Origin of the sequence: Gilliamella apis (assembly GCF_030758615.1) — a bacterium.
Lineage (GTDB): Bacteria > Pseudomonadota > Gammaproteobacteria > Enterobacterales > Orbaceae > Gilliamella > Gilliamella apis_A.
In genome coordinates this window covers 290,846-317,411 of the sequence record NZ_CP132381.1, presented here as the reverse complement: position 1 = coordinate 317,411, position 26,566 = coordinate 290,846, and the positions used below count along the sequence as shown (strand labels likewise).

Genomic DNA, 26,566 nt, shown 5'->3' with positions numbered 1-26,566 from the left:
AAATTGTAATATTCACTCTTCTGTAAAGTTGGGTGAATCACCCGCGCTATTTTTTATTGGACATTGAGCGTGCCTTTTTTCTGTTTTATCTTATAAACCACTATCGTTAATAAGATCGGAACGACAATCGCCACTAACATCGCCAATGCATAAATCAACCAGTAAACTGGCTTTATCGATAAAATACCTGGTAATCCCCCCACGCCGATACCGTTGGATAATACGCCATTTAAACCACAGATTAATCCCGCACAAGCGGCACCAATCATGGCGCAGTACATTGGGAATTTATAGCGTAAATTAATACCGTACATCGCTGGCTCTGTCACACCGAGATATCCAGATATTGCCGCAGGAATGGAGACTTCTCGTTCATTATGTTTTTTACTTATTAAGATGATACCAACCACCGCTGATGCTTGGGCGATATTGGATAAAGCGATAATTGGCCAAATAGGTGTACCACCCATGCTTTCGGTCATCTGCATATCGATGGCTAATGTGGTGTGGTGAATACCTGTAATAACCAAAGGAGCATAGAAGAAGCCAAAAATAGCTGAACCAATAAAGGCATAATCACCGGTCATTAAATACTTAACCACATAAGCAATCCCATCACCAAGCATGCGTCCAATAGGCCCTAAAACAAAGTGAGCTAAGACGACTGATAGCATTAAGGCAACGATTGGCACAATCACTAGATTTAAGTAATCAGGAATAATTTTACGAAGGCGTGTTTCAATCCATCCTAATGCTAATCCAGCAAAAATTGATGGTATAACTTGTGCTTGATAACCCACTTTGGCAATGGTAAACCAACCAAAATCCCATACTTCAGGAATAACCTTACCCAAATTATAAGCATTCATCAATTGTGGTGAAACTAACGTTATACCTAAAACAATACCTAAAACCGGCGATCCCCCCATTTTTTTAACAGTTGACCAGCAAATAGCCACCGGTAGAAAATGGAAAATCGCTTCACAAGGTAACCATAAGAAACTATGAATCGGTACTAACCAATGATAGGTATCAGTAAGAGGTTTATCGTCAATAGTTGGCATTTCACCAATCACATTACGCAAGCCAAGTAATAAACCACCAGCAATTAAGGCTGGCAACAATGGCACAAAGATTTCAGCTAAGTTTGAAATTAACCGTTCAAACCACGACATATTTTGCTTAGCTGCGGCTTTGGTTTGTTCTTTGGTTGCTTCATCAATATTTAGTTGTTCAATCAATAATTTGTAATAACTATCGACATTGGTACCAATAATAATTTGAAATTGCCCAGCATTATTAAAACAGCCTTTGACAAAAGGTAATTCTTCAATAGCATCAACATTGGCTATTTTCGGATCAGCAAGCGCAAATCTTAATCTAGTTAAACAATGGGTGACACTGGCAATATTTTCTTTTCCGCCAACCAGCTCAATTAGTTGCATAATTGATGCGGTTGAAACTTTAGGTGCTTTCGCCATTGTTAAGTCTCCTTATTTTCAATTTAAACCAATATTTTGGTTTTTAGTTAAATCATTTCGATCCTAATTTGATAAAGATTAAGCATAAATGGAATGACTATTTAAATAAATGGGAACGTTCCCTTTTTGTGATAAACCTCACAATTTTCAGACAATCACAACTAAATGCTATACACAGTGAGTTATTTCAGTAGTTGGGATGGAACAGTAATAATTTTAGCGTTTACCTGTTTTTCTAACATTAGTAATAGCTCGTTTGCCGCATAGATGCCAGCTTTATCGAAACCAAGATCAACCGTTATCGTTTGAGAAAATAAGAAATTTAACAACTCACTACTACCGATACTAATAACAATAATATTATTAATATTTTTTTCCGATAAAAATTTATTTAAGCCTAAAGCAATCGAATCAGTAGCACAAACTATCGCTGTTGGTGAATGAACTAACACCGATTCGGCAAGCTCATAACCAGAATAATAACTTAAATTACCAAGTACGGCGTTGGGTTGAATTTTATAGGCAGTACAAAAATCAATATAGGCCTGATAACGTAAACCACCGGTAGTTTGATCTTGTTTATCAACACCAATAAAACCTATTTTTTTATGTTTTTCTGATTGATATAAGTAAGTTAGTGCTTTGTTTACTGCACCAATATCATCATAACAAATACAAGAATAAGCTGAAAATGGCCTAGCAATCACCACACATTTATGTTGCCAAACCGTTAACAATGAACTGTCCAATCCCGTAAAAGCAAACACAATAATACCATCAGCTTGTTTTTCTCTTAACATCATCAGATGTTCGGCGACTTTTGCGGCACTAAATTGACTCTCGATAATTATAGGATCATAGCCATTAGCATAAAAAATCGGCAACATACTTTGCACTGCATGATTTTCAGATATTGAATCAAGGCGTGTGACAATAATACCGATAACCTTATTCCCATAACCGCGCATTGCTCTTGCTGATTTAGAAGGAGTGAATTGATATTGTTCAACAATTGCCATCACTTTATTGCGAGTTGATTCCTTCACCATAGGATCATGATTAATCACTCGTGAAACCGTTGATTTACTGACGCCACTTAATTTAGCTATATCTTTAATGGTTAAATTAGTTGATGATTTACTCATAATCAATTTGTTGAATGAATATCAATTAAATCATAGTAATACAGATTAAAGAAAATAGCGATATTGACGCTTATTATGCGGTGGCAAAACAACTTAATCTATTATTCAAAAATAACATTAGTGTATTGTTTTAATTTGTTTTTATTATAATCATCAGCATATATTGCTAGTAATCGATTTATTGTTATCGACTGCGAAATCTTGATAGCAAAGTCAATTATTCTCATGACTGCCATTATTTAAAAATTTAAATTGACTCAATAAGTAATTTTTAATCATTACATTGATTATATTGGATTTATCAACCACAGCATTAGCTATAGGAAAGACGATAGCATAGAATCTCAGCTTTATTGTATTTAACAAATCCTACGCAGGCATGGTATTGGCGATTACTATAAATAGACCACATCGAAGACTGAACTAAACCCAGATGAATTTTATTTTGATTGGGAAAAATGTGATAGCTAAGCGCCAAGCATATTTATTAAAAAAGGGCAGAATAGCCCCTTTTCTGAGTAAACTTAAACCCTACTCGTTTTAGTGCTATATTTTGATTTGTAGATACTCCCCCAATCTAACATAGCATCGTGTACTTGCTTTAAACTTTCTCCAACTTCAGTTAAGGTATATTCCACTTTAGGTGGCACTTGTGGGTATACTTTACGGGTGATTAGGCCATTTTTTTCCATAGTACGTAGATGAGAAGTAAGCACTTTTTGTGATATACCATTTAGTGATTTTTTCAGTTCCCCAAAACGTTTGGTACCTGTCAGTAAATCTCGCACAATTAGGACTTTCCATTTGTCACCCATTAATAATAGAGTAGTTTCAACAGGACATGGCGGTAAATTTTCAATCACCTGCATAACAAAATTCCTTTAATTTCAACAATAGTATCTAAACGGTAACTATATTACTACTTGGTACCTACTTTACAATAGAAACTTTGGATATTAAGCTAAAAAAATTAATTTATCTAAGTCGTATTAAGGAGAACAAGATGAAAATTGCAGTCATTGGTGCAAATGGTAAATCAGGACAACTATTGGTTAAAGAAGCATTATCACGAGGACATGATGTCACAGCTATCGTACGTAAACCAAGTTCAAATAGCGACGCAAAAGCGAAAGTATTAGTTAAAGATCTATTTCAATTAACTTATGACGATTTGAAACCATTTGATGTGATTATTGATGCATTTGGTACTTGGACACCTGAATCATTACCATTACATCAAACTAGCCTTAAACATTTAACCGATATTTTAAGCGGTAAACCTAACCGTTTATTAGTTGTTGGTGGTGCCGGCAGTTTATACGTCAACCCAGAGCATACCGTTCGTCTAGTTGATTCACCAGATTTCCCTGATGAATTTAAACCATTAGCCAACAATATGGCGAAAGCTTTAGATCAACTAAGAACCTGTGATGATGTGCAATGGACCTATTTAAGCCCAGCAATTGAGTTTATTGCTGATGGAGCAAGAACTGGTCATTATACTGTTGGTGGCGAGCAATTCTTAGTTAACAGCCAAGGTAAAAGTCAAATCAGCTACGCTGACTATGCGGTCGCTATGATTGATGAAGCAGAAAAAGCCCAACATATCAAACAACGTTTCACTGTTGTCGCTGAATAATAGATATCGATAAATAACCTTACATTAAGATAGCCTATATACAAACGGTTATTTTAATGTAAGGAAAATCATTTAAACTTTCCACTCGACTAACCATATTTGTTCACTCACGCCAACAAACCAAAATGGTGCAAAAACACCAACCTTTGGTATATAAATGGATCATTTTAGTGCGCTAACAATTGAAAAAACTAGATTAGACCGGTTATCGGTTAACTGTTCAATTATTGGCATGCTTATTGCATAAATAAAAGATTATTATGAATAATTTGATAATGCCAATAATACTGATAATATGAATTATTATGTGTTTAATTTGTTATCACTTTACTTGGGAAAACGCTTATGCAGTACGATCTAATCATTAAAAATGGTATTGTTATTCTCGAATCAGGCGAGACTAATACCGACATTGCAATAAAAAATGGCAAAATTGCTGCTATTGGCCCTAATTTGGAGCAAGCAGAGCAAATTATCGATGCTGAAGGTTTAATTGTCAGCCCGGGAATGGTTGATATTCATGTGCATATTAGCGAACCTGGCGGTATCCGCCATGAATGGGAAGGTTATGTTACTGGAACCAAAGCATGTGCAAAAGGTGGGGTGACAACTTTTGTCGAAATGCCACTAAATCAACTTCCTGCTACCACCAGCGGTGAAACATTGCGAACCAAATATGCAGCTGGTGAAGGTAAATTATATGTTGACGTTGCTTCATATGGTGGATTAGTTCCCTATAACCTAACTAATAATGGTATAGAAGAACAAGTTCAAGAAGGTGTTGCTGCGTTTAAATGCTTTATGGCAACCTGTGGTGACCCAAATCTTGACGGTGATTTCGCTAATGTTAATGATTATGCATTATGGGAAGGGATGCGCCAAATAGCTAAAACCGGTAAAGTTTTAGCTATTCATGCCGAAAATGCAGCAATCACAGATATTTTGGGACAACAAGCCAAAGCACGAGGGGAAAGCAAATTATCACAATACGTAGCAACTCGTCCGGCATTCACTGAAGTAGAAGCTATTCGCCGAGCTATCTTTTTTGCCAAACAAACCGGTTGCCCAATTCATATTTGCCATGTAGCTTGTCCAGAAGGAGTTGAAGAAGTAATAAAAGCACGTCAAGAAGGTGTTAATGTCACTTGTGAAACCTGTATTCATTACCTCTATTTCACTACAGATCAATTAGATGCAATTGGCCCAATTGCAAAATGTTCTCCGCCAATCCGTGATCAACAAGCACAAGAAGGTTTGTGGAAATATCTCTTTGCCGGCCACATTATCACCGCCGTATCTGACCATTCACCATGTACCTACGATTTAAAAGATAAAGCCAATGCGTTTGATGCATGGGGAGGAATTTCAGGTGTGCAAAATAATGTCGATATTTTGTTTGATGAAGCCGTTCAAAAACGCGGTATGTCATTAAAACAGTTTGCCGATATCATCGCTAAAAATCCAGCCGAAAGATATAACTTACCAACCAAGGGATCAATTCAAGTTGGTAAAGACGCAGATATTATCTTTATAAAACCTCATTCAGACTATGTTTTAACTGCACAAGATCTCGAATATCGTAATAAATTTAGCCCTTATGTGGGTAGACAAATTGGTGCTCAAGTTGTGCAAACCATATTACGAGGAAAAACCATTTATCAGATTGATTCTGGTATTGATGCAACGCCGAGAGGTAGTTTTATTCGACGTTAATCATAAAATTAAAACGATAAAAAAATAAAATAGGTAGGAAAGGAAAATAATGAAGAATAACACAGCACAGTCATCGACGACACCATTGCAGATTGATAGTTCGTTATTACCCAAATCTAGCAAAGATAGAACAATGAATCCTTTGGCTTATGCCTTTATGTGGATTGGTGATGGTATGAATTTGGGTAATATGACCTTAGGTGCTAGCTTAGTCGTAGCTGGTGTCGCCACCATGAATATTTTCCAAACGTTTGCCGCAACGTTTATCGCAATATTAATCATTACCACAATTTTTGTCTTTAATGATCGTCTAGGATATCGATCAGGTATTCCTTATGTCGTGCAATTGCGAATGTCATTTGGCATAAAAGGTGCGATTATTTCTTCATTGCTCCGCGGTATTCCTGCTATTGTTTGGTATGGTTTTCAAAGCTGGATCGGTGCCACGGCACTCAATGAGATTGTAAAAATATTATCTAATGGTGATTTCGATAATGTATTTATTTGTTTCCTTATTTTACAATTTTTCCAAATAGCCTTATCACTATATGGATTCCATGCTATAAAATGGGTCGAAACCCTAATTTCAGTGGTGATTCTGTGTGCATTAGTTTATGTCTTTATTCTATTACTCAACAATCACCAAGATATTATTATCGATAAATGGGTAAATGCCGAAGGAACTTGGGGACTACCATTTTGTGGCTTTATTATGATGTTCTTGGGTAATTATGCAGCAATTTTTCTTAGTGCAGCTGATTATTCACGAGAACTAAAATCAGGTTTTAGCAATCGCAAACGTGGCCTACTCTATTTTTTACCCATTTTTGTCGCTTACGGCTTTATTATTACTATTGGTGTAATGTTAGCATCAGTCACCGGTAACTCGAATCCAGTTAAAGCGTTCGCCATTGTAGTAAATAATCCATATATTACCATTGTAGTCTCATCCTTTATTGTATTAGGTACCATTGCCGTAAATATTGTTGCTAACATCATCCCACCTGCTTATGTAATTACTTTATTAACTAAAGCGAAATATAAAGTGGCGGTAACCATTACGGGTTTATTAGCTATTGCTTCTTTCCCATGGGTGTTAGTTCAAGATACGTCAGCTAAAGGATTAGGTTTATTTATCTTAATTTATTCGGCATTTTTAGGGCCAATTGTGGCAATTTTATTGGTGGAATATTATCTGTTACGTCGACAAAAAATTGATGTAAACACGCTATATGATAATAACGGTCAATTTGCTGGTTTTAACCCTGCAGCGATTCTAGCAATGCTGATTGGCTCAGCGGCTGCATTTTATGAAGTTAGCTTAACATGGATTGTCGGTTTTGTTGTTGGTGGAATTAGTTATATTTTATTAACCAAATTTACCTTTAAAGATTCGCCGTTCAAAAAAGGAACTATTTTTGAAAAGAAATAGCTCAATTAAGTGACCAGCAAAATTAGGTAGTAAATTCAATGTTATCATCATGATTCACTACCAATTTGACAGGTCACCTTAATTTCACGATTATCGCTAATTTCTAAATTTGATAATACCGCTAATTGTGGAAAGTTAGGTCTTAAAAACTGCGCCAGCATAGCTCGCAAAGTATGATTAACTAATAAAACTGGCGGTGCACCAATTGCATCTTGCTGATTAAGGGCTTGCTGAAGCTGTTGGAGTATATGTTCCGCCAAACCAGGCTCAACATTACTGGTATTTTGTAACGCTTGCAGTAATATTCGCTCTAAACTGATACTTAATCCAATCACTTTTATCGGCTCTGTTCCCGGAAACCACTGCTGAGTAATCACTCTACCCAATGCTATTCTAACAATACTAAGTAAATGGTAAGCATCATTTTGGTTAGGTGCTTGTTCACAAATTGTCTCAATAATCGTACGCATATCACGAATAGAGACTTTTTCGGCCAACAAGTTTTGTAAAATTTTATGAAACGTGGTTAATGGTACAACACCAGGAATAAAATCCTCGACTAATTTAGGAATATCTTGTTTGATGCGCTCCAGTAATTCTTGCGTTTCTAAACGCCCTAATAGATCACTGGCAAATTGATGCAATAAATGATTAAAGTGAGTAGCAATCATGGTACTGGTATCAACCACGGTATAACCTAATATTTGGGCAGCTTCTTTATTATTAGCATCTATCCAAACCGCAGGTAAACCAAATGCGGGTTCAGTTGTTGCAATTCCATCAATTTGTTCGGTCACTGTGCCAGGATTAATCGCCAACCACTTGTTATTCATAATTTCACCTTGGCCTATCTCGCCACCCTTTATAAAAATTTTATATTGATAAGGTGATAATGAGAGGTTATCGCGAATATGTACTTGTGGTGGTAAAAAACCTAATGTTTGGGCAAACTTTTTGCGTAAACTGCGAATTCGGCCAAGTAATTCACCATTTTGGTTTTGATCAACCATAGGGATTAAGCCATATCCAACTTCCATCGCTAAAATATCTTCAATATTGACATCAGACCATGAAGCGTCAACATTTGACGGTTTAGTTGCTGCTATATTTTGTTGCGGAGTAGAGACTGATTTTTCAAGTTTCTTTTGTTTGCTTAACCACCACGAAATGAGCGATAAAATAGCCGTAAACATTAAAAATACTAAATTTGGCATACCCGGAATAAGGCCAAGTAACCCAATTACAACCGCAGTTAAAATTAATACTTGTGGATTATTAAATAACTGCTTTAACATTTGGTCACTGATGTTTTCTTGTGAAGTGACCCGCGTCACAATAACACCGGCAGCAGTGGAAATAATTAGGGAAGGAATTTGCGCAACTAATCCATCACCAATAGTTAATAGCACATAGGTTGTACTGGCATCGGATAATGTCATACCATGCTGCATCACCCCAACTAATAAGCCACCGACAATGGTAATCGCCATAATCAATAAACCAGCGATAGCGTCACCACGCACAAATTTACTTGCCCCGTCCATAGAGCCATAAAAATCGGCTTCTTGAGTAACTTCTGCTCGCCGAGCTTTAGCTTCATCCTCACCGATTAATCCAGCATTAAGATCGGCATCAATAGCCATTTGCTTACCTGGCATACCATCTAATGCGAAGCGAGCACCTACTTCAGCTATCCGACCAGCACCTTTAGTGATTACCATAAAGTTAATAATAACTAAAATGATAAACACAACAATACCAATGGCAAAATTACCACCAACTAAAAAGTGGCCAAAAGCTTCAATTACTCGACCAGCCGCGTCACTACCAGTATGGCCTTTTAGTAACACCACTCTAGTTGAGGCAACATTAAGGGATAAGCGCAATAAAGTTGCAAACAATAAAACGGTGGGAAAAGCGGCAAAATCGAGAACTCGCTTAGTAAACAGTGCCACAATCAAAATGATAATCGATAAGGCAATATTAAAAGTAAAAAAGAGATCTAAAATAAATGCGGGTAAAGGTAATACCATCATCGAAAGAATCAATAAAATCAGCATTGGCCCAGTTAAAATTCGATAATGACCGTTTTTTAAGCTATTTATTGATAATAGATTAGTTAATTTTGATTTCATCATAACAATTGCAATTACCTTTATTTATTCACAGATAAAGATTCTGGGATTGATAAATTGGTTGGTTTGAGTGGTTTTTCACCACCATATCTATGCCATCTTTTTAATTGATAAACCCAAGCGAGAATTTGTGCTACCGCAGCATAGAGCTCTGCTGGTATTGATTTACCTATCTCACCATGGCGATATAATGCTCGAGCTAAAGGTGGCGCTTCTAATTGCGGGATCTGATGCTCTTGAGCAATTTGTTTAATTTTGCTCGCTATATTATCGGTACCTTTAGCCAATATCTTGGGCGCACTCATGGTTTTTTCATCATATTGCAGAGCAACCGCATAATGGGTTGGGTTGGTAACAATAACATTAGCTTTAGGGACATCTTTCATCATCCTACGCCTTGCCATTGCCTGCTGCATTTGTCGAATACGCCCTTTAATTTGCGGATTACCTTCTTGCTCTTTAAACTCATCTTTCACTTCTTGCTTCGACATTTTTAACTTTTTCAAATTGCTCCATATTTGGTAAAAAATATCAAAACCTACCATTGGTATTAAGGCTAATACAATCAATAAACTAGCGTAAATCAGCAATTGCATTACCTGAGATAATGCATTATTTAAATACATACTGGGTAGTACCAGCATATTGGGAAATTGATGTATCAAAAATAGGGCAGCAGCAAAAGCGATTAAAACCACTTTAAGAATACTTTTAAACAGTTCTGAAAAAATTCGCAGACTAAATAACCGTTTAAACCCACTAATAGGATTCAATTTGCCTAAATTAGGCTTAATCGATTGTAGACTAAACAGCAAACCACCAACACTAAGCGGAGCAATGATAGCAACAATAACTAATCCCACAAAAATAGGTAAAATCGCCCAAAATCCAGCGGTTAATAAATTAATTAAATTGAAAATAATCTGTTTATCATCATCGGTTCGGTGGGCAACTAACATGGCTTGTTGAATAATTGCTTTTAATTTGCTGACAAAATGTGTTCCCATTATCCAAAATAACATAATGCCAACTAACAATATCATTAGCGATGTTAACTCACGAGATCGAGGAATTTGTCCCTTTTCCTTAGCCTTTTTTAATTTACTATCGGTGGGTTGTTCACTTTTCTCTAGATCACTATCATCAGCCATATATCAGTTAAACCAATTTTACTGTCTAATTACACTTTACTTTGATAGCACAGTATGAACGCAACTGATTAAAGTTATTGGCTTAATAAGACCCCAAATTACTGGTTATTTAGCTCGTTTAGCTTTAAATAGCATTAAAATGATTAAACTTTAGCACGTTTAGATGAAATCGTTTCAGGCTGTTGATAACCGTGATAAGTGTAAACCGCGGGGTTATTAATACTTTTTAAATAATCAATCGATTGTTGTGTCATATTCATACGATTTTGAATAAGTATACCGTTATCTCGATTGATTTGAGCTAATCGCTGAGTGGTATTAGTGATGGCTTGCCATTTCAACGCTAGCTCAGGGTTTTCACTATAAGGTGATTGGATATTATAGCGTGCACTTACTTTTAGCCGTTTTTCATCAAGTAACTTTAACTCGATAAGTAATTGGCTTTTTTGATTTATAACGTCATTTAATTGGCTAATTGTATTAGTCCCAATTAGGATTTGCTGTTCAGACTCTAGAATATCTGAAAGTGATTGCAACATGACTGTTACATTATTAAAAATGTTATCTAACTCTAACATTATGATATTCCTTCAAAAATTAATTAGCTTTCAATCTCTTCAAGAGTTTGCTTAATAATTTCGTCTGCAATTTTATTTGGATTGATGACTAAGTTACCATTAGTAATGGCCTGTTTTATTTTCTCAATTTTACTAATATCAATATCATTTTCTGTCGAATGTAATAATGCGATAGTGTTTTGGCTCAATTTGACATTGCTATTCAAATTTAAGCTATTTGACGTTTGCACAGATGCTTTAGTTTCTTTATTTTGTCCATTTATTAAATCACGATTTAGCAATCCCGATACTGCTGTAACCAATTTTGTTGCATCTATACTCATAAAATTCCTTTAATTCAAGTCAAGGTTTATAGGGTTGGTTTAGTCTAATTATCGGCAAAAATCAAAAAATCATTAATTTTATTTATTGATAATAGTGATAGCTTTTTCACTAACAACACCTTCAACAACATTACCCGTATTAAGTTTAATATTAATTGATTCTCCCAATGCCCCATTACTTAATGTCTTGCCATGCGTTGCAATTGAGTAACCTTCGCCATTAATAATGACCTTTACGGTTTGACCGACTTTAACATACCAGTTTTTCTGCAGCATTGAATTTTTTATTACTTCACCATCATTAATATTACGTAAAGCAAGATGATTGATAACTTCAGATTGATTTAAAATTACTGTTGCTGGTAATTTATCTAACTGACCAGGTTGCATTTTTACCAGTTGTTCAGTAATTAATGTTCCTGCACTAATTGCTTGTTTAGCAATAACATAATGGCCACTCACAGCCACGTATATCTGGATATATTTAGTGATATTTTCGCATCTGGCGGTAATCGTTAAATTGCCCCATTGTTTATTTTTGTTCAATATTGCCAATGTTGGTGAGTCACAACTTAATTGCGGTTTTGCAGTTGGATAATTAATGACAACTTTATCAACATTCACATCAATAAGTTGTTGATGGATCAGATCACTAATTTGTTTTTCAAGTGCAGTGGCACAAACTATTTTTGAACTACCTAACATACAAAAAAGAAACAACAATCTAATAATCTGAGGCATATTTGTCGGGGTTCATATAATTATTGATAACTAAATTGTACTTTATAAGCTCACCTATCGAATGTTGAAATAAGGGCAATTTTTATCGTTATTTATACGATGATTTTTTTTTGATTTGCTTAAAATTCTTTTTATCTATCAGGATGAGATGATTTTATGCTAAATAAATTAGATACTTTCGTTAATTTTCACCAACAAGCACTCAATGTTCGTGAAAAACGTCAAAATATACTTGCAACCAATATTGCTAATAGTGATACGCCTAATTACCAAGCGAGGGACATTGATTTTAATACTGAATTAAACAGAGCCATCAATAATCAATCGACCCACAATAATATAAAACTAAATATTACTTCTGCAAAACATATTCAAATAACTAGCGCTGATTTCACTAATTATAATCTTCTTTATCGTATTCCTTATCAATCATCTGCTGATGGCAACACTGTTGAGATGGATCAAGAACGAACTGCTTTTATGGATAACAGTATCCACTATCAAAGTAATTTAACCTTTTTAGGTGAACAGTTTAAAAATGTCATTTCGGTATTACAGCAAGGATAATCATCATGAGCTTCTCTATTTTTTCGGTTTCTGGTTCAGCCTTAATGGCACAAACACAACGAATGAATGTCAGTGCCAGTAATTTAGCTAATGCTGATAGTGTTACCAGTACTTCTGGTCAAGCTTATCGAGCCAAACAAGTTATCTTTCAAGTCGATGACAATGGTTATTCCAATAGTGTTGCTGGAGTAAAAGTAGCACAAGTTATTGAAGATCCTGCGCCAATGAATTTAGTTTATGAACCAAATCATCCTTTGGCTGACGAACAAGGCTACATTCAAAAACCTAACGTTGATGTAGTAGCTGAGATGGTTAATACCATTTCTGCATCTCGTAGCTACCAAGCAAATGTAGAAGTGATTAACACCGCAAAAAGTTTAATACTAAAAACACTGACTCTAGGACAATAAAAGGGCGTAATTGATGGGTATCTCAAATGTAGCAGTTTCAGAATCAACTAATATGGCCAGTCCACAAGCGCTAAAGAAAGGTACGTCTGATGGTAACTCTAGTCAGGAACTACAAGATAATTTCTTAACATTACTTATTGCCCAAATGAAAAATCAAGATCCTACCAATCCAATGGATAACAGTCAGTTAACCTCGCAATTAGCTCAAATCAATACGTTAGCGGGTATCGAACGACTGAATACCACATTAGGTATGGTTTCAGGTCAAATTGACGATAGCTTATCGGTCAATGCCAGCAACATGATTGGTAAAGGTGTCATGGTTCCAGGTAATAAAATTTTAGTCGCTACATCAGAAGTGGAAGGTTCGGAAAGCGAAAAAGAAACTATTACCACACCATTTGGCTTTGAACTTATGCGTGATGCTGAGTCAGTGGTCATTACCATCAAAGATGAAAATGGCAATGTTGTACGTGAGGTCGATTTAGGTTCGATTCCTGCTGGAGTTAGCTCTTTTACTTGGGATGGGGAACTGAATGATGGAACACTGGCGCCAGATGGTAGTTATACGTTTTCGGTTAATGCCACTTATGACGGGCAAAAAGTATCGTCCACACCACTATCTTACTCGGTTGTATACGGCGTAATTAATAGCAAAGTTAATAATAAAGTATTACTTGATTTAGGGATACTTGGTTCAATTAGTATTGACGAAGTACGTCAAATTCTTTAAAGGGGAATAAGTTAATATGGGATTTTCTCAAGCAATTAGTGGTATGAATGCCGCATCAAAACAATTAGATGTTATTGGTAATAATATTGCCAATTCTGCAACAGTTGGCTTTAAAAGTGCTAGCATTTCATTTGCCGATATTTATGCTGGTTCAAAAGTAGGAATGGGCGTCAAAGTGGCTGCGGTTATGCAAAATTTTAATGATGGCACAACAACGTCAACCAATAATAGTCTAGATGTTGCTATCTCTGGTAATGGCTTTTTCCGCTTAGTTGATAGTAGTGGTCAAATCTATTATACCCGTAATGGCCAGTTTCAATTAGATGCTGATCGCAATATTATCTCAGCGGATGGTTTTCAATTAACCGGTTATCTTGCCACAGGCACACCACCACAGATCCAACAAGGTTCAGCACCAGGCCCATTAAAGATTTCACAAGAGATGTTAAATGCATCAGCAACCAATAAAGCCTCTTTGCAAACAAATTTAAATTCAAATAGCAAAGTACCTGAAAAACAACCAATTAATGCCACCGATGCTGATACCTTTAATTATTCAACTACGATCACCACTTATGATTCTTTAGGTAATCAACGTAATGTTCAGCTTTTTTATGTTAAAACGGCTGATAATCAATGGGATGTTCATTATCTTGATAGTAGTGATCCTAACGCAAGCCTACAAGCATTAGGGCAAATGGAGTTTGATTCATCAGGCAAATTAATTAGTGATCCAGAAATGACGATTAATATTAATGGGCTTAATGGTTCAGCCGCCAATAGCTTCACGCTGTCATTAGCAAACAGTACTCAACAAAATATGGGTAAAGAAGTCGGTAGCATTAAAACCCCTGTCGTTGATGGTTATGCTGCTGGTGATCTAGTTGGCTATAGTATCAGTGATGATGGCTCAATTTATGGCGTCTATTCTAACCAACAAACGATGTTATTAGGTCAAATTGCCATGGCTGATTTTGCCAATGTTAATGGCCTAGAATCAGCCGGTAACAATAACTGGCGGGCGACTCTTAAATCAGGTGGTGAAGTATTAGGCTCAGCTAATACTGGTACTTTTGGTTTACTAACCAGTGGTGCAGTTGAATCATCCAATGTCGATATGAGCCAAGAGTTAGTCAATATGATTGTTGCCCAACGTAATTATCAATCTAATTCACAAACCATCAAAACTCAGGATCAAATTCTTAATACATTGGTTAATTTAAGATAATTTAAGGAGTATTTATGGATCGCGTTATTTATACTGCTATGTCTGGCGCAAGCCAAACATTAAATCAACAGTCCATAACTAGTCATAATTTAGCTAATGTATCGACAGTTGGCTTTCGGGCGCAATTAACAGCAATGAAAGCCGTTCCCATTGTCGGTAGTAGTATGCCGACAAGAACTATGGTAACGGCAACTACGCCAACCTATGATTCAACAATCGGTGCCTTTAATTACACTGGACGCAATTTAGATGTTGCTTTATCCCAAGACGATTGGCTAGCAGTACAGTTAGCTGATGGCAGTGAAGGATATACCCGTAATGGTGCGATTCAAATAGATGAAAACGGCACACTTAACATTCAAGGCTTTCCGTTACTTGGTGATAATGGCGTATTAACAGTACCTCAGCGTTCACAAGTTAGTGTCAGTACTGATGGGACTTTATCAGCTTTAGGTGCTGGCGATAAACGCACCACCATTGCCCAAGTAGGAAAAATAAAAAAAGTTCACCTTGAACGCAATGAATTGGTACGTGGTGATGATGGATTTTTCCATGCCACTGAGGCAACCATAAATAATCGTGGTGCCGTGTTACAAGATAACCCTAATGCAAAATTGATGTCCGGAGTACTCGAAGGCAGTAATGTTAATCCGGTAACGGCAATGGTGAATCTAATTAGCCATTCTCGTCAATTTGAAATGCAGATGAAACAAATTACTACTGCCGACGAAAATGCCCAAAAAGCCAACCAAATATTATCGTTAACTTAACTAAAATAGGAAACAGCAATGATTAAATCATTATGGATTGCAAAAACCGGTTTAACTGCGCAACAAATGAATATGGATATTATTTCCAATAATTTAGCCAACGTTAGTACAGGGGGTTTTAAACGCCAACGCGCCGTTTTTGAAGATCTGTTATACCAAACAGTTCGCCAACCAGGAGCGCAATCTTCAGAACAAACAACATTACCTTCAGGATTACAAATTGGTACCGGTGTAAGACCAGTTGCAACCGAACGAATTCATAGCCAAGGTAATTTAGAATTAACCGATAACAGTAGTGATATTGCCATTAATGGACAAGGATTTTTCCAAGTTCTTATGCCTGATGGAACGCAAGCCTATACCCGCAGTGGCGCTTTTCAAGTTAATCAAAATGGTCAGTTAGTAACAGCTGCCGGTTATGAAATTCAACCAACAATTAACATTCCATCCAATGCTATAAAAATGACCGTAGCACGTGATGGCATCGTCAATGTCACCTTAGCTAATCAATCAACTCAAGTACAAGTTGGTCAATTAACATTACACACTTTTATCAATGACACCGGATTAGAAAGCGTTGGTGAAAATCTATATCTAGAAACCGAAAGTTCTGGTGCACCAACTGAAAATACACCGGGGCTCAATGGTGCTGGATTGCTATACCAAGGTTATATTGAAACGTCAAATGTAAATGTGGCCGAAGAGCTGGTTAATATGATTCAAGTACAACGTGCTTACGAAATTAATAGTAAAGCAATATCGGCATCTGACCAAATGTTGCAACGTTTAAATCAATTATAAATCTAACAAAATGATAGCGGTAATGAGATATCTTTACATTTTAATAACTTTGTCGTTAGTTGGTTGTAGTCAATTACCTAAAAAAGCATTAGTTGAAGGCGATACCAGTATTGTTCCAAAAATGCCAGAAATTGTGAACAGCAGTGGTTCCATTTATCAAGCCTCACAACCAAGTAGTTTTGGTTATCAACCGATGTTTGAAGATCGTCGACCACGCAATATTGGTGATGTATTAACTATTGTTTTACAAGAAAACGTTAGCGCAAGTAAAAGTTCATCCATTAATGCCGGCCGTAATGGTGGGGTCAATTTAGGGGTAAAAACCGTACCGCACTTTTTAGATGGGCTAGTTGGTCGTGGTAAAGTGGATACCGATATCTCAGGTAGCAATGATTTTAAGGGTTCTGGTGGTGCCAATGCTAAAAATACCTTTAGCGGTACCATTACCGTCACCGTTCAAGATGTCATGATTAATGGTAATTTAAAAGTGATTGGTGAAAAACAAATTGCAATAAATCAGGGCACAGAATTTATTCGATTTTCAGGTGTTGTTAACCCTCGGACAATAAGTGGTAGTAATACCGTTATATCAACTCAGGTCGCTGATGCTCGTATTGAATATGTAGGTAATGGCTACATCGATGAAGCACAAACAATGGGTTGGTTACAGCGCCTGTTTTTTAATCTTTCGCCATTTTAATGAGTATCATTATGCTAAATAAATTACGTACTTTTATCTGTTTTGTTTTGCTAATAGTGGTTGTCCCTTCTAGTTATGCCGAGCGAATAAGAGATTTGGTGACAATACAAGGCGTTCGCGAAAATGCCTTAGTCGGCTATGGTATCGTGGTAGGGCTTGACGGTACCGGTGACCAAACTTCACAGACACCATTTACGATACAAAGTATCACCAATATGCTCTCACAATTAGGTATTACCGTGCCATCAGGAAGCAACATGCAGTTAAAAAATGTGGCAGCGGTAATGGTCACGGCTAAATTACCGTCTTATGCGCGTGTTGGCCAACAAATTGATGTGGTTGTTTCGTCATTAGGCAACGCCAAAAGCCTGCGTGGTGGTACATTGATTATGACACCATTAAAAGGCGCCGATAACCAAGTTTATGCGATTGCACAAGGTAATCTTTTTGTTGGTGGTATGGGGGCAAGCAGTAGAAGCAGTAGTGTAACGGTTAACCAAATGGCTGGTGCCACCATTCCTAGCGGTGCAACCATCGAAAGAGAATTAGTTACACGCTTAGATGAAAACAGCACTATTCATTTACATCTTAACTATTTTGATTTTACTGTGGCTACAAAAATTGCTGATGCTATTAACAAAGTGCAAAAAAATATCGCCATTGCTTTAGATGGCATGACCGTAAAATTGACTATGCCACAAGACAGTCAAGCAAGAGTTAAATTATTATCTACAATTCAAAATCTCCAAATTAGTGCTAGCCCTATTTCCGCTAAAGTGGTGATTAATACACGTACTGGTGTCGTGGTCATGAATCAAAAAGTACAATTAGACAATTGTGCCGTTGCACATGGCAATTTATCCGTGGTGGTAAATAACAAATTGAAAGTTAGCCAACCCAATACACCACTCGCCGGTGGCAACACAGCAGTGGTTCCAGATGATGAAGTAACTATCGAGCAAGATGGTGGCGCACTGCAGAATTTAGCGTCTGGCGCCGATCTAAATCGAGTTATTCATTCACTTAACTTATTAGGTGCCAATCCTACTGAGTTAATGTCAATACTAGAAGCATTAAAAACCGCTGGTTGTTTGCATGCCGCATTGGAAACTATTTAAAGCAGAACTATTGAAATGAAAAACCTAATAAATCAGTCTATAAATCGTTTTGCTTATGATTTTTCTAGCATTAATCAATTGAAACGTAATGCTGTTAGTGGTTCAACTGACAGCATCAAACAAGTTGCCGATCAGTTTGAAACACTATTTGTAAATATGATGATGCAATCTATGCGCAAAGCGGTACCCAATGGCGGTTTATTTAATCAATCAGCAATGCAATTATTTACCTCTATGTTTGATCAACAAATTGCTCAACAAGCGGCAGGTAAAGGTTTAGGGCTATCTAATGTTATTGTTAAACAATTAACTAATCAGCCACATTCTACGCTTAATATTCATTCACAAGCTCAAGCGAATAATAATCAAACCAATATGCGATTGGCACAATCTTTATTTAGTGATAATTCATCCAATTTATCGCCAGCAGCATTAGGGCAAATGCTTTATCAACAGCATAAAGCCAACAATTTAACCAAAGCCAATGTTAATGAATCAACCTTGCCAACTTCGCTCAACAAAGTTGATAAAGACCATATTAGCCAATTTGTCGTCGAATGGTTTGAGCCAGCAAAGCAGGCATCGAAAATATCTGGCATCCCTTATGAAGTCATTATTGCTCAAGCAGCTTTAGAAACAGGTTGGGGTAAAAAACAGATAAAAACGGCTGATAATAAGCCGAGTCATAACTATTTCGGTATAAAAGCAACCTCATCATGGCAAGGTGATTCAACTCGGTTAACGACTCAAGAATTCTTAAATAACAATATGGTTAAAATTAAAGATGAATTTAGGGTATACAACAGTAAACAACATGCATTAACTGATTACCTTAATTTATTAACCAAAAGCCCACGTTATCGTGCCGTGGTTAATGCTCCCGATGCTAGAACAGCAGCCAAAGCACTACAAGACGCACACTATGCAACTGATCCTAACTATAGCGAGAAACTGATCCAAATTATTGGTCGAATCGAGCAAATTGCCAAAAATACACCGCAAAAATCAATATCTGGATTTAGACAAATTGCCTTTAAATAGTGCTTAAATAAATATAGCTGTTAAATAAATTACATTATCATCACAGCCAAAAAGTAGACCAAACTCTACGCTATAGTCAATAAATAACCAATAATGCGTTAGTTACATATATCAAGATCACCTATAATCACGTTTCTCACCCTTTGGCAAATAGCTGGTCATCAGCATAGCAATATAAAAATCTGTATGATAATAAAATGATAACAGTAAGCAAATTGATAGTCAGGAGGTTGTAACCCCCTGTTTGTTAGATGAATAGTCATGTTTAGGATGTGTAAAAATTAATAATAGATTATTTCATTTGAAATAATGACATGTTTTGCATGTTCATAAATGTATATTGTGCTGCTTGTAAATTTGCTTGTAGCATCACATAATCTGAAATCGCTTCATACCAATCAACATCTTCAATTTGACTAATTTGCGTTTCAAAATCAATATCTAAGGTTTTACCCAGTGCGGTTAATCTTTCGACTTCAGCCAATACATTTCCGCCTGCAGCTCTAACAGTCGAGATGTTTTCAAATGAGTTATCAACACCTTGACTGGCTTTAGATAAACCTAATCGAAACTGTTCAATAGCTTCAGGATCATTATCATCTAAACCAATTTGCAATGCCGCTATGGCATAATCGATACTCGCAAAGACATCACTTTCTACTTCTGTATTGGCGCCTGTCATAAAAATCTGTTGACCAGTAAAACTTAGCGATACTTCACGGGTATCATCGATGAAAACATTAATCGTGGTTGAACCACCGACATAATTCACTTTACCGCTTTCATCAACCACAAAAGGAGGGGTATCATTTTTATTACCAGCAAACAGATAATTACCATTGGTATCTTTAGCATTGGCTAACGAAATTAACTGATCTTTTAATCCTTGTAGCTTATTGGCTAAATCTTGTCTGTTTTCATCATTTAACGTCTCATTACCAGCATAAACTAAAGTTTCTTGGATTGATTGAATCACAGTATTCGCTTCTTTTAATACCGTATCTTGCCGACTTAATGATTTATCAACACTATCTCGCGCTGCTTGAAATTGGTTATTTCTTGATTGAGCTTGCTTTAAAATTAATGTTTGTGAAGCACCCATCGGATCATCTGAAGGTGATAATATTTTCTTGCCGGTTGCCAAATGTAATCCTGACTTTTGCCACTTGGTATTGGTATTTAAAATACTATTTAGATTTTTTTGATACATTGAATGAGTACTAAGTCGCATGTTTAAATCCTTTTATTATTTGGCCAAACCTAAAATGGTATCAAATATTGTCGTTGCCACATCAATAACTTTGGCATTTGCTTGGTAATATTGCATATAAACTTGCATAGAAATATATTCTTCTTCGATATTCACACCAGAGATAGATTGATTCTGTTCATAAATTTCTTGAGTGATATTTTGGCTCGATTGCGCTGAAATTTTAGCTGTCTGCGTCTCACTACCTATATAACTAACTAATGATGTATATGCACTATTTAAAGTTTTAGTCCCATTAACTAGTTTTTCATTTTGTATATCAAGTAGTTTTGCCACATTTCGATTATCACCACTACCATTTTCATCATCGTTAATACCGGTAGCGAGTTTATTTACATCTTTAACCAGTAACTGTAATGATGAGGCTACATCGGCAACAGGTTTAAGTAAAAAGCTATCACCAGCAACCGCATTGCCAGTAATTTCAATCGATAAGCCGTCAAACACTAACTTACCATCGCTAACTTGTGGGGTAATTTGTTGATTATCTGATAATCTGGTTACTACCCAATCATTGCCATTGAACTCTATTTTATAATCAGAAGCTTTGACTTCTGTTACCGAGTTATAATCCATTTTAACGGTAGCATTACCTTGATTTTGGCTATTAGCAATACTAGTTGGTTTGTGATAATCAAATAGTTTTTCGCCAGGATCGCCATTAATATCAACGCCAGCCGTATGTACTTCATTAAAGCGCTCAGCTAAATTTAACGCCAGCAACCCTAATTGATTGCGAGCTTCAAGGAGTGGTCCATCACGAAAAGCTAATAATCCATTTAATCGACCTGATGCGATATTTTGACTTGTCAGTTCTTGTGTCGCACCAGAATTATGGGTGTAAATAATCGTATTTAAGGCAGGATCAGAGGCCGAAGGCTGCACCGATAACTGATTTGTCGATGCGCCTTGTACTAAGCTTAAACCATTGCTAAGCGAAATATTATATTGGCCATTTTGCTCGCTAACTGTTATACCAATCAGTTCGCTTAATTCAGTTACCAGTTGATCTCGTTCATCTAGTAAAGAATTAGGTTCATGACCACCACTTACAGCCTGTAATTTGGCAATTTTTTGATTGAGATCGGCAATTTGTTGGGTATAAGTATTAACTTTATCTATGTTATTTGTCAGTTCAGTATTGATATTGGCAATCTGATTTTTTAAATTCAATTCCGTTTTATTGAACTGGCTGACTAAAGAGGTAAGATCGCTAATAACTGTCTGTTTCGTTGCTGCATCACCCGCATTGGAAGAGAGCTTATTTAAGCTAGCAAACAGATTATTTAATTGTGAGGAAATACTGTTTTCGTTTTCAGCTAGTAAATTATCGACTTTTGATAATTCATTGTAATAGGCTTTTATCGAACCATTTTGCGATTGTGATTGGCGTAATTGACCAACCACAAAACTGTTATATGCGCGGTTAACTGATGATACCGCAACACCATTACCTACAAAGCCAAAATTATACTTAGTGCCGTTTGCTTGACGCAAAATTTGCTGCTGGCGATTATAACCAACTGTATGTGCATTACTAATATTATTGCTAATCACATTAAGCATATTTTGTGCTGTATTTAATCCACTAATACCGGTATTCATCAATGAATTTGACATAAAGGCTCCTAAATATAATCTCAGTTAATAATAAAATTATTAAACTAAAGTGTTATTATTTATATCGGCCTACAATTTAAAAACTTTAGTTATTTTTAGATAAAAATGGATTTTTTTTGATTTTAATTTTTTAACCAGCTTAATCTGAGTATTTATGTTGATATTATTCTGATTTAATTTGTTTGGCCTGTTTTAAAAAATCGATGCCAGTCATGGTATTTTCATCTTCAATATACTGCTGTGCTGATTTGTTCAAAATTAAAATACTAATACGACGATTGGCATCTTTGCTGTAATTTGGGTTATTTAATCCCACCGTATCGGCTAAACCAATAATACGAATGATTTTATTGGAATCTAATCCACCAGCTATCAACTCTCTTCTTGATGAGTTTGCTCTATCTGCGGATAACTCCCAGTTACTATAACCACGATCGCCGGTTATATACTGACGCTCATCAGTATGACCAGATAACGTCATTTTATTAGGTAACGAATTTATGATTGGTGCTAAAGCATACAAAATTTCTTGCATATTAGGATGAATAACCGCACTACCAACATCAAACATCGGTTTATCATCGGTGGCTAAAATCTGAATTCTTAGCCCCATTTCTGTTAGTTCAACAATAAGATTAGCGGCTAATTTCTGCAATCGAGGATCAAGTTCAAATACTTCATATATTTTATTCGCTGTATCAATTAATTGCTTTTTTTCATCTTGATTCAAATCAGACTCGACATTCAATATGGTATTTTTATCTTCACCTACATTTTTAGATACATCATCGCCACCACCCGGTATCGGACTTTCACTATCACTGATATTTTTGCCACCATTTTGACCTAATATCAATGGTGTTCTAAAGTATTCAGCAATGCCTTGTAACTCTTGTGGACTGGACTTAGCAATTAACCACATGACGAGAAATAGCGCCATCATCGCCGTCATAAAGTCAGCATAAGCAATCTTCCATGATCCACCATGATGGCCACCGCCATGACCGGATTTCTTTTTAGAAATAATTATTCTTACTGACTTCTTTTTCATTATTCATTATTTTCTGTTGGGTTAGCGTTTTTATCTTTCACTTCTTGAATATATTTTTCTAATTCAAAGAAAGATGGCCGTTCGTGGGAAAAAATTGTTTTGCGACCAAACTCAATACAAATTTGCGGAGCATAATCATGCATACTGGCAATAAGAATCACTTTAGTACATTCTAAAATTTTTACTGTATCGGCATTTTTTTGCCTTAATAAGGCTGCTAAAGGCGACACAAAACCATAAGCAAGTAAAATACCTAAAAAGGTACCAACCATAGCATGGGCAATAAGCTCACCCAATTCGCTAGCTGGGCGGTCAGCTTGTGCTAAGGTGTTAATTACCCCCATAACTGCTGCCACAATACCAAAAGCGGGTAAACCATCACCGACGCTAGCAATAGCATCAGCTGGTTTTTCAAGTTCATGAGTATAGGTTTCTATTTCCTCATTCATTAGTGCTTCGATTTCATATACTTCCATATTGCCACTGATCATCAAACGTAAATAATCAGTGATAAAATCACAAACTTGCGGATTGGCTAAAATAAGTGGGTATTTTTTAAATAACTCACTCTCTTTGGGATTATCGATATCTTCTTCAATGGATAAGCCACCACTTTGACGCACTTTAGTTAATATGGTGTACATTAAATTAATTAATGTTAAATAAAGTGTTTTATTATATTTTGAGGTTTTAAATAAATTACCTAGTGATTTAAGTGTCGCTTTGATAACTTTCTTTTCATTACTGACAATGAAAGCACCAATAGCTGTCCCACCAATAATGAGAAACTCTAATGGCTGAAAAAGTACCGCCAAATACCCGCCACTTAGCACATAGCCGACTAAGGCTGAAGCGATAACCACAATATATCCTATAATTATTAGCATTGGCTTTCCTTTATCTCCATAAAATATAACTAACTCTGTTTTACAGCTTAATGTTTACTTAAATTGTTACCTGATTTGCTGTGACTAAATTAAATGCATTTGGTATTGATAAAACTTGTAAACATTTGGCATGACTCTCTTTATGTGTTTTATTATTTTTTTCTGCTCTTGATGGTGGCTGGCATAAACTGCACACAAAGCTATTATGCGGTTGATAAGCATGGGTAATAAATCGCCCTTTGCACTCCTTGCAACTTGACTGCTGCATAACATTACTTTCAACAAATTTAACTAAAATCCATGCTCGGGTTAATCCTAAAATAGGCTCTTCATCTTGAGGAAAGGAACACTGTTCTAAATAGAGTTGATAGGCTTTTAAAATGGCCTGAACACCAGGTTTAATGCCATGTTTAACTAAAAAATGGTAAGCATTATAAAACATACTTGAGTGAATATTGGGCTCCCAAGTCATAAACCACGTAGTTGAAAAGGGAAGCAAACCTTTAGGAGGAGGACATCCTTGAATTTCTTTATATAATTTAATTAATTTACCACGGCTTAAATTGGTTTCACTTTCTAACATTTGGATTCTAGCGCCGAGTGAAATTAATCGAATAGCTAATTGAACTTCTTTATACTTTTGAATAATACTTGTGCTACTCATCTTTATCATCTACCTACTTATTAATTGAATCTAAAAGTAAGCTTGATAGAAGGATCCCTGTATGCATCTGCTTTATATCACTAACGCGAGATTCCTCAGTTAATTTTTCCATCATTGCCGAATTTTTAAATCTAAATTGAAATGTTAATTGATTGGTTTCAGATAGAACCAACATTTGAGAAGCACTTAAATTACTCAAGATATCAGCTGTTTTTTCATCAATTCCTAATCGATACATCGCCATCACTTTATCTTTTTCAATCATCTTTTGACTTAATAAAAGCGTTGAAAGATTTAAATGATGAATACATTTCAAAATATCGTCATCTTGTATATTTCCCAATTTAACCACCACAATCCATATCTGCTTGCGTTCGTATAAAAAAACGCAAAATTAATAAAATACAACTAATACCACTTTTTTAAACTTAAAGTTACATTTTTAAATTCGAAAGGTCAATAAAAAAATCATTTCAATTTATTTTCGATTTATTTTTCCATGTTTTACTGTTTTAATTCTTTTTTTTATAAAACAATTTTACTTTGTATTCGTTTAATTGCTTGGCTATGTAATTGACTTACTCGAGATTCGCTAATATCCAACACTTTTCCAATCTCTTTTAAATTTAATTCCTCTTGATAATAGAGAGCTAAAACCATTTTTTCTTTTTCTGGTAAGTTACTAATTTGTTGAACAATAATATTGCGAATTTCATCATTAATAATGGAAGCAAAAGGATTGTTATCTGCGTCAGGCTCAATTAACGCATCCAAATTATCGCCGAGTTTTTTGTGAATCTCATCATAAGAACAGATTTGGCTATAATTTGAATCTAATAATACTTTGTGATATTCAGTCAGAGATAATTGCAGATGTGCAGCTATCTGCTGATCATTGGGAGGTATGCCTAATTTTTGTTCTAATTCATTAATAGCATTAGTGACATCTTTAATTTTTTTCCGTGTTTGCCGTGGTAACCAATCTCGACTACGCAATTCATCTAGCATAGCCCCTTTTATTCTCGGAGTAGCAAAGGTAGTAAAAGTATAACCTTGAGATGCATCATAGCGTTTTATAGACTCTAATAAACCTATATAACCAACTTGCAGTAAGTCATCAAGTTCAATCGTTGTTGGCAATCGAACAGCTAATTTCAACGCTTCATTACGAACTAAATATAGATATTGTTGCCAATCGATTTGATTCACTACACCTTGAGAGTTATACAGGCTATCACTCATTTTTCTGAACCAATGTAAAAAAATGCTAATGATTATTATGACGATAATTGATTGAATTAATGGCAAGAATAAGATATTAAAAAATAGGTAATTAACATTATTAACAATAGTGGTATTAAAAAATAC

27 protein-coding genes are annotated in these 26,566 nt (G+C 35.8%); 12 read left to right on the top strand and 15 right to left on the bottom strand.

Annotation, left to right across the window (positions count from 1 at the left end):
- Positions 1–53: 53 nt before the first annotated feature.
- The 3 genes from treB to RAM17_RS01535 all read right to left on the bottom strand — a co-directional run bounded on the left by treB (position 54) and on the right by RAM17_RS01535 (position 3,495).
- A complete protein-coding gene (gene treB, locus RAM17_RS01545; protein ID WP_110448809.1) occupies positions 54–1,481 on the bottom strand; it encodes a PTS trehalose transporter subunit IIBC in 1,428 nt (475 codons plus the stop codon).
- Between the two features lie 182 nt (positions 1,482–1,663).
- The gene (gene treR, locus RAM17_RS01540; protein ID WP_110448810.1) at positions 1,664–2,626 is read right to left on the bottom strand and encodes a trehalose operon repressor TreR; all 963 of its coding nucleotides are present in this window, start codon (positions 2,624–2,626) and stop codon (positions 1,664–1,666) included.
- Between the two features lie 524 nt (positions 2,627–3,150).
- Positions 3,151–3,495 carry a winged helix-turn-helix transcriptional regulator gene (locus tag RAM17_RS01535; protein ID WP_110448811.1) on the bottom strand — a complete coding sequence of 115 codons (345 nt, stop codon included), beginning with the start codon at positions 3,493–3,495 and terminating at the stop codon, positions 3,151–3,153.
- 134 nt (positions 3,496–3,629) lie between these two features.
- Between RAM17_RS01535 and RAM17_RS01530 the strand changes: the two genes are divergently transcribed.
- From RAM17_RS01530 to RAM17_RS01520, 3 genes are all read left to right on the top strand, one after another.
- Positions 3,630–4,265, top strand: coding sequence for an NAD(P)-dependent oxidoreductase (locus tag RAM17_RS01530; protein WP_110448812.1), 636 nt, complete (start codon positions 3,630–3,632; stop codon positions 4,263–4,265).
- Between the two features lie 345 nt (positions 4,266–4,610).
- Complete coding sequence (allB, locus tag RAM17_RS01525) at positions 4,611–5,978, top strand: allantoinase AllB (protein ID WP_110448813.1); 1,368 nt, start codon at positions 4,611–4,613, stop codon at positions 5,976–5,978.
- 49 nt (positions 5,979–6,027) lie between these two features.
- Entirely contained in the window at positions 6,028–7,410 is a 1,383-nt protein-coding gene (locus RAM17_RS01520; protein ID WP_110448814.1) for an NCS1 family transporter, read from the top strand.
- 47 nt (positions 7,411–7,457) lie between these two features.
- On the opposite strand, the gene flhA is transcribed toward RAM17_RS01520, so the two are convergent.
- The 5 genes from flhA to flgA all read right to left on the bottom strand — a co-directional run bounded on the left by flhA (position 7,458) and on the right by flgA (position 12,338).
- Complete coding sequence (gene flhA / locus RAM17_RS01515) at positions 7,458–9,545, bottom strand: flagellar biosynthesis protein FlhA (protein WP_110448845.1); 2,088 nt, start codon at positions 9,543–9,545, stop codon at positions 7,458–7,460.
- Positions 9,546–9,565: 20 nt separating this feature from the next.
- A complete protein-coding gene (gene flhB, locus RAM17_RS01510; RefSeq protein ID WP_110448815.1) occupies positions 9,566–10,696 on the bottom strand; it encodes a flagellar biosynthesis protein FlhB in 1,131 nt (376 codons plus the stop codon).
- A gap of 143 nt (positions 10,697–10,839) precedes the next feature.
- The gene (locus RAM17_RS01505; protein WP_034901007.1) at positions 10,840–11,274 is read right to left on the bottom strand and encodes a flagella synthesis protein FlgN; all 435 of its coding nucleotides are present in this window, start codon (positions 11,272–11,274) and stop codon (positions 10,840–10,842) included.
- 23 nt (positions 11,275–11,297) lie between these two features.
- Complete coding sequence (gene flgM, locus RAM17_RS01500) at positions 11,298–11,597, bottom strand: flagellar biosynthesis anti-sigma factor FlgM (protein ID WP_065579058.1); 300 nt, start codon at positions 11,595–11,597, stop codon at positions 11,298–11,300.
- 78 nt (positions 11,598–11,675) lie between these two features.
- Positions 11,676–12,338: a flagellar basal body P-ring formation chaperone FlgA gene (gene flgA / locus RAM17_RS01495; RefSeq protein ID WP_110448816.1), complete on the bottom strand. Its 663-nt coding sequence runs from the start codon at positions 12,336–12,338 to the stop codon at positions 11,676–11,678.
- 156 nt (positions 12,339–12,494) lie between these two features.
- On the opposite strand from flgA, the gene flgB reads away from it, so the two are divergent.
- From flgB to flgJ, 9 genes are read left to right on the top strand one after another with little or no spacing between them, the layout of a single operon-like run.
- Positions 12,495–12,905, top strand: a complete 411-nt coding sequence (flgB, locus tag RAM17_RS01490) for a flagellar basal body rod protein FlgB (protein WP_065579056.1) — start codon at positions 12,495–12,497, stop codon at positions 12,903–12,905.
- Between the two features lie 2 nt (positions 12,906–12,907).
- Positions 12,908–13,315, top strand: a complete 408-nt coding sequence (gene flgC / locus RAM17_RS01485) for a flagellar basal body rod protein FlgC (protein ID WP_110448817.1) — start codon at positions 12,908–12,910, stop codon at positions 13,313–13,315.
- Positions 13,316–13,328: 13 nt separating this feature from the next.
- Entirely contained in the window at positions 13,329–14,048 is a 720-nt protein-coding gene (gene flgD, locus RAM17_RS01480) for a flagellar hook assembly protein FlgD (RefSeq protein ID WP_065579055.1), read from the top strand.
- A gap of 16 nt (positions 14,049–14,064) precedes the next feature.
- Positions 14,065–15,276 carry a flagellar hook protein FlgE gene (gene flgE / locus RAM17_RS01475; protein ID WP_034900993.1) on the top strand — a complete coding sequence of 404 codons (1,212 nt, stop codon included), beginning with the start codon at positions 14,065–14,067 and terminating at the stop codon, positions 15,274–15,276.
- Positions 15,277–15,290: 14 nt separating this feature from the next.
- Complete coding sequence (locus RAM17_RS01470) at positions 15,291–16,046, top strand: flagellar basal body rod protein FlgF (protein WP_065613572.1); 756 nt, start codon at positions 15,291–15,293, stop codon at positions 16,044–16,046.
- Between the two features lie 18 nt (positions 16,047–16,064).
- Entirely contained in the window at positions 16,065–16,847 is a 783-nt protein-coding gene (gene flgG, locus RAM17_RS01465; RefSeq protein ID WP_110448818.1) for a flagellar basal-body rod protein FlgG, read from the top strand.
- 22 nt (positions 16,848–16,869) lie between these two features.
- A complete protein-coding gene (locus RAM17_RS01460) occupies positions 16,870–17,547 on the top strand; it encodes a flagellar basal body L-ring protein FlgH (protein WP_110448819.1) in 678 nt (225 codons plus the stop codon).
- A gap of 11 nt (positions 17,548–17,558) precedes the next feature.
- Complete coding sequence (locus tag RAM17_RS01455; protein WP_110448820.1) at positions 17,559–18,665, top strand: flagellar basal body P-ring protein FlgI; 1,107 nt, start codon at positions 17,559–17,561, stop codon at positions 18,663–18,665.
- Between the two features lie 15 nt (positions 18,666–18,680).
- Positions 18,681–19,706 (top strand): flagellar assembly peptidoglycan hydrolase FlgJ, encoded by a 1,026-nt coding sequence (gene flgJ / locus RAM17_RS01450; protein ID WP_110448821.1) that lies wholly within the window; start codon positions 18,681–18,683, stop codon positions 19,704–19,706.
- A 292-nt stretch (positions 19,707–19,998) separates the two neighbouring features.
- Here flgJ and flgL read toward each other — a convergent pair whose 3' ends face one another.
- The 7 genes from flgL to RAM17_RS01415 form a co-directional block, all read right to left on the bottom strand.
- Entirely contained in the window at positions 19,999–20,937 is a 939-nt protein-coding gene (flgL, locus tag RAM17_RS01445; protein ID WP_086358406.1) for a flagellar hook-associated protein FlgL, read from the bottom strand.
- A 15-nt stretch (positions 20,938–20,952) separates the two neighbouring features.
- Positions 20,953–22,596 carry a flagellar hook-associated protein FlgK gene (gene flgK, locus RAM17_RS01440; RefSeq protein WP_110448822.1) on the bottom strand — a complete coding sequence of 548 codons (1,644 nt, stop codon included), beginning with the start codon at positions 22,594–22,596 and terminating at the stop codon, positions 20,953–20,955.
- A gap of 163 nt (positions 22,597–22,759) precedes the next feature.
- Positions 22,760–23,647 carry a flagellar motor protein MotB gene (motB, locus tag RAM17_RS01435; protein ID WP_110448823.1) on the bottom strand — a complete coding sequence of 296 codons (888 nt, stop codon included), beginning with the start codon at positions 23,645–23,647 and terminating at the stop codon, positions 22,760–22,762.
- The gene (motA, locus tag RAM17_RS01430) at positions 23,647–24,534 is read right to left on the bottom strand and encodes a flagellar motor stator protein MotA (protein WP_034900975.1); all 888 of its coding nucleotides are present in this window, start codon (positions 24,532–24,534) and stop codon (positions 23,647–23,649) included. Before motA ends, motB begins: the two co-directional genes overlap by 1 nt.
- Positions 24,535–24,592: 58 nt before the next feature.
- The gene (gene flhC / locus RAM17_RS01425) at positions 24,593–25,198 is read right to left on the bottom strand and encodes a flagellar transcriptional regulator FlhC (protein ID WP_086358409.1); all 606 of its coding nucleotides are present in this window, start codon (positions 25,196–25,198) and stop codon (positions 24,593–24,595) included.
- 13 nt (positions 25,199–25,211) lie between these two features.
- Positions 25,212–25,532: a flagellar transcriptional regulator FlhD gene (gene flhD / locus RAM17_RS01420; protein WP_086357028.1), complete on the bottom strand. Its 321-nt coding sequence runs from the start codon at positions 25,530–25,532 to the stop codon at positions 25,212–25,214.
- Positions 25,533–25,723: 191 nt separating this feature from the next.
- On the bottom strand, positions 25,724–26,440 hold the full coding sequence (locus tag RAM17_RS01415; RefSeq protein ID WP_086357009.1) for an RNA polymerase sigma factor FliA: 717 nt from the start codon (positions 26,438–26,440) through the stop codon (positions 25,724–25,726).
- Positions 26,441–26,566: the final 126 nt, after the last annotated feature.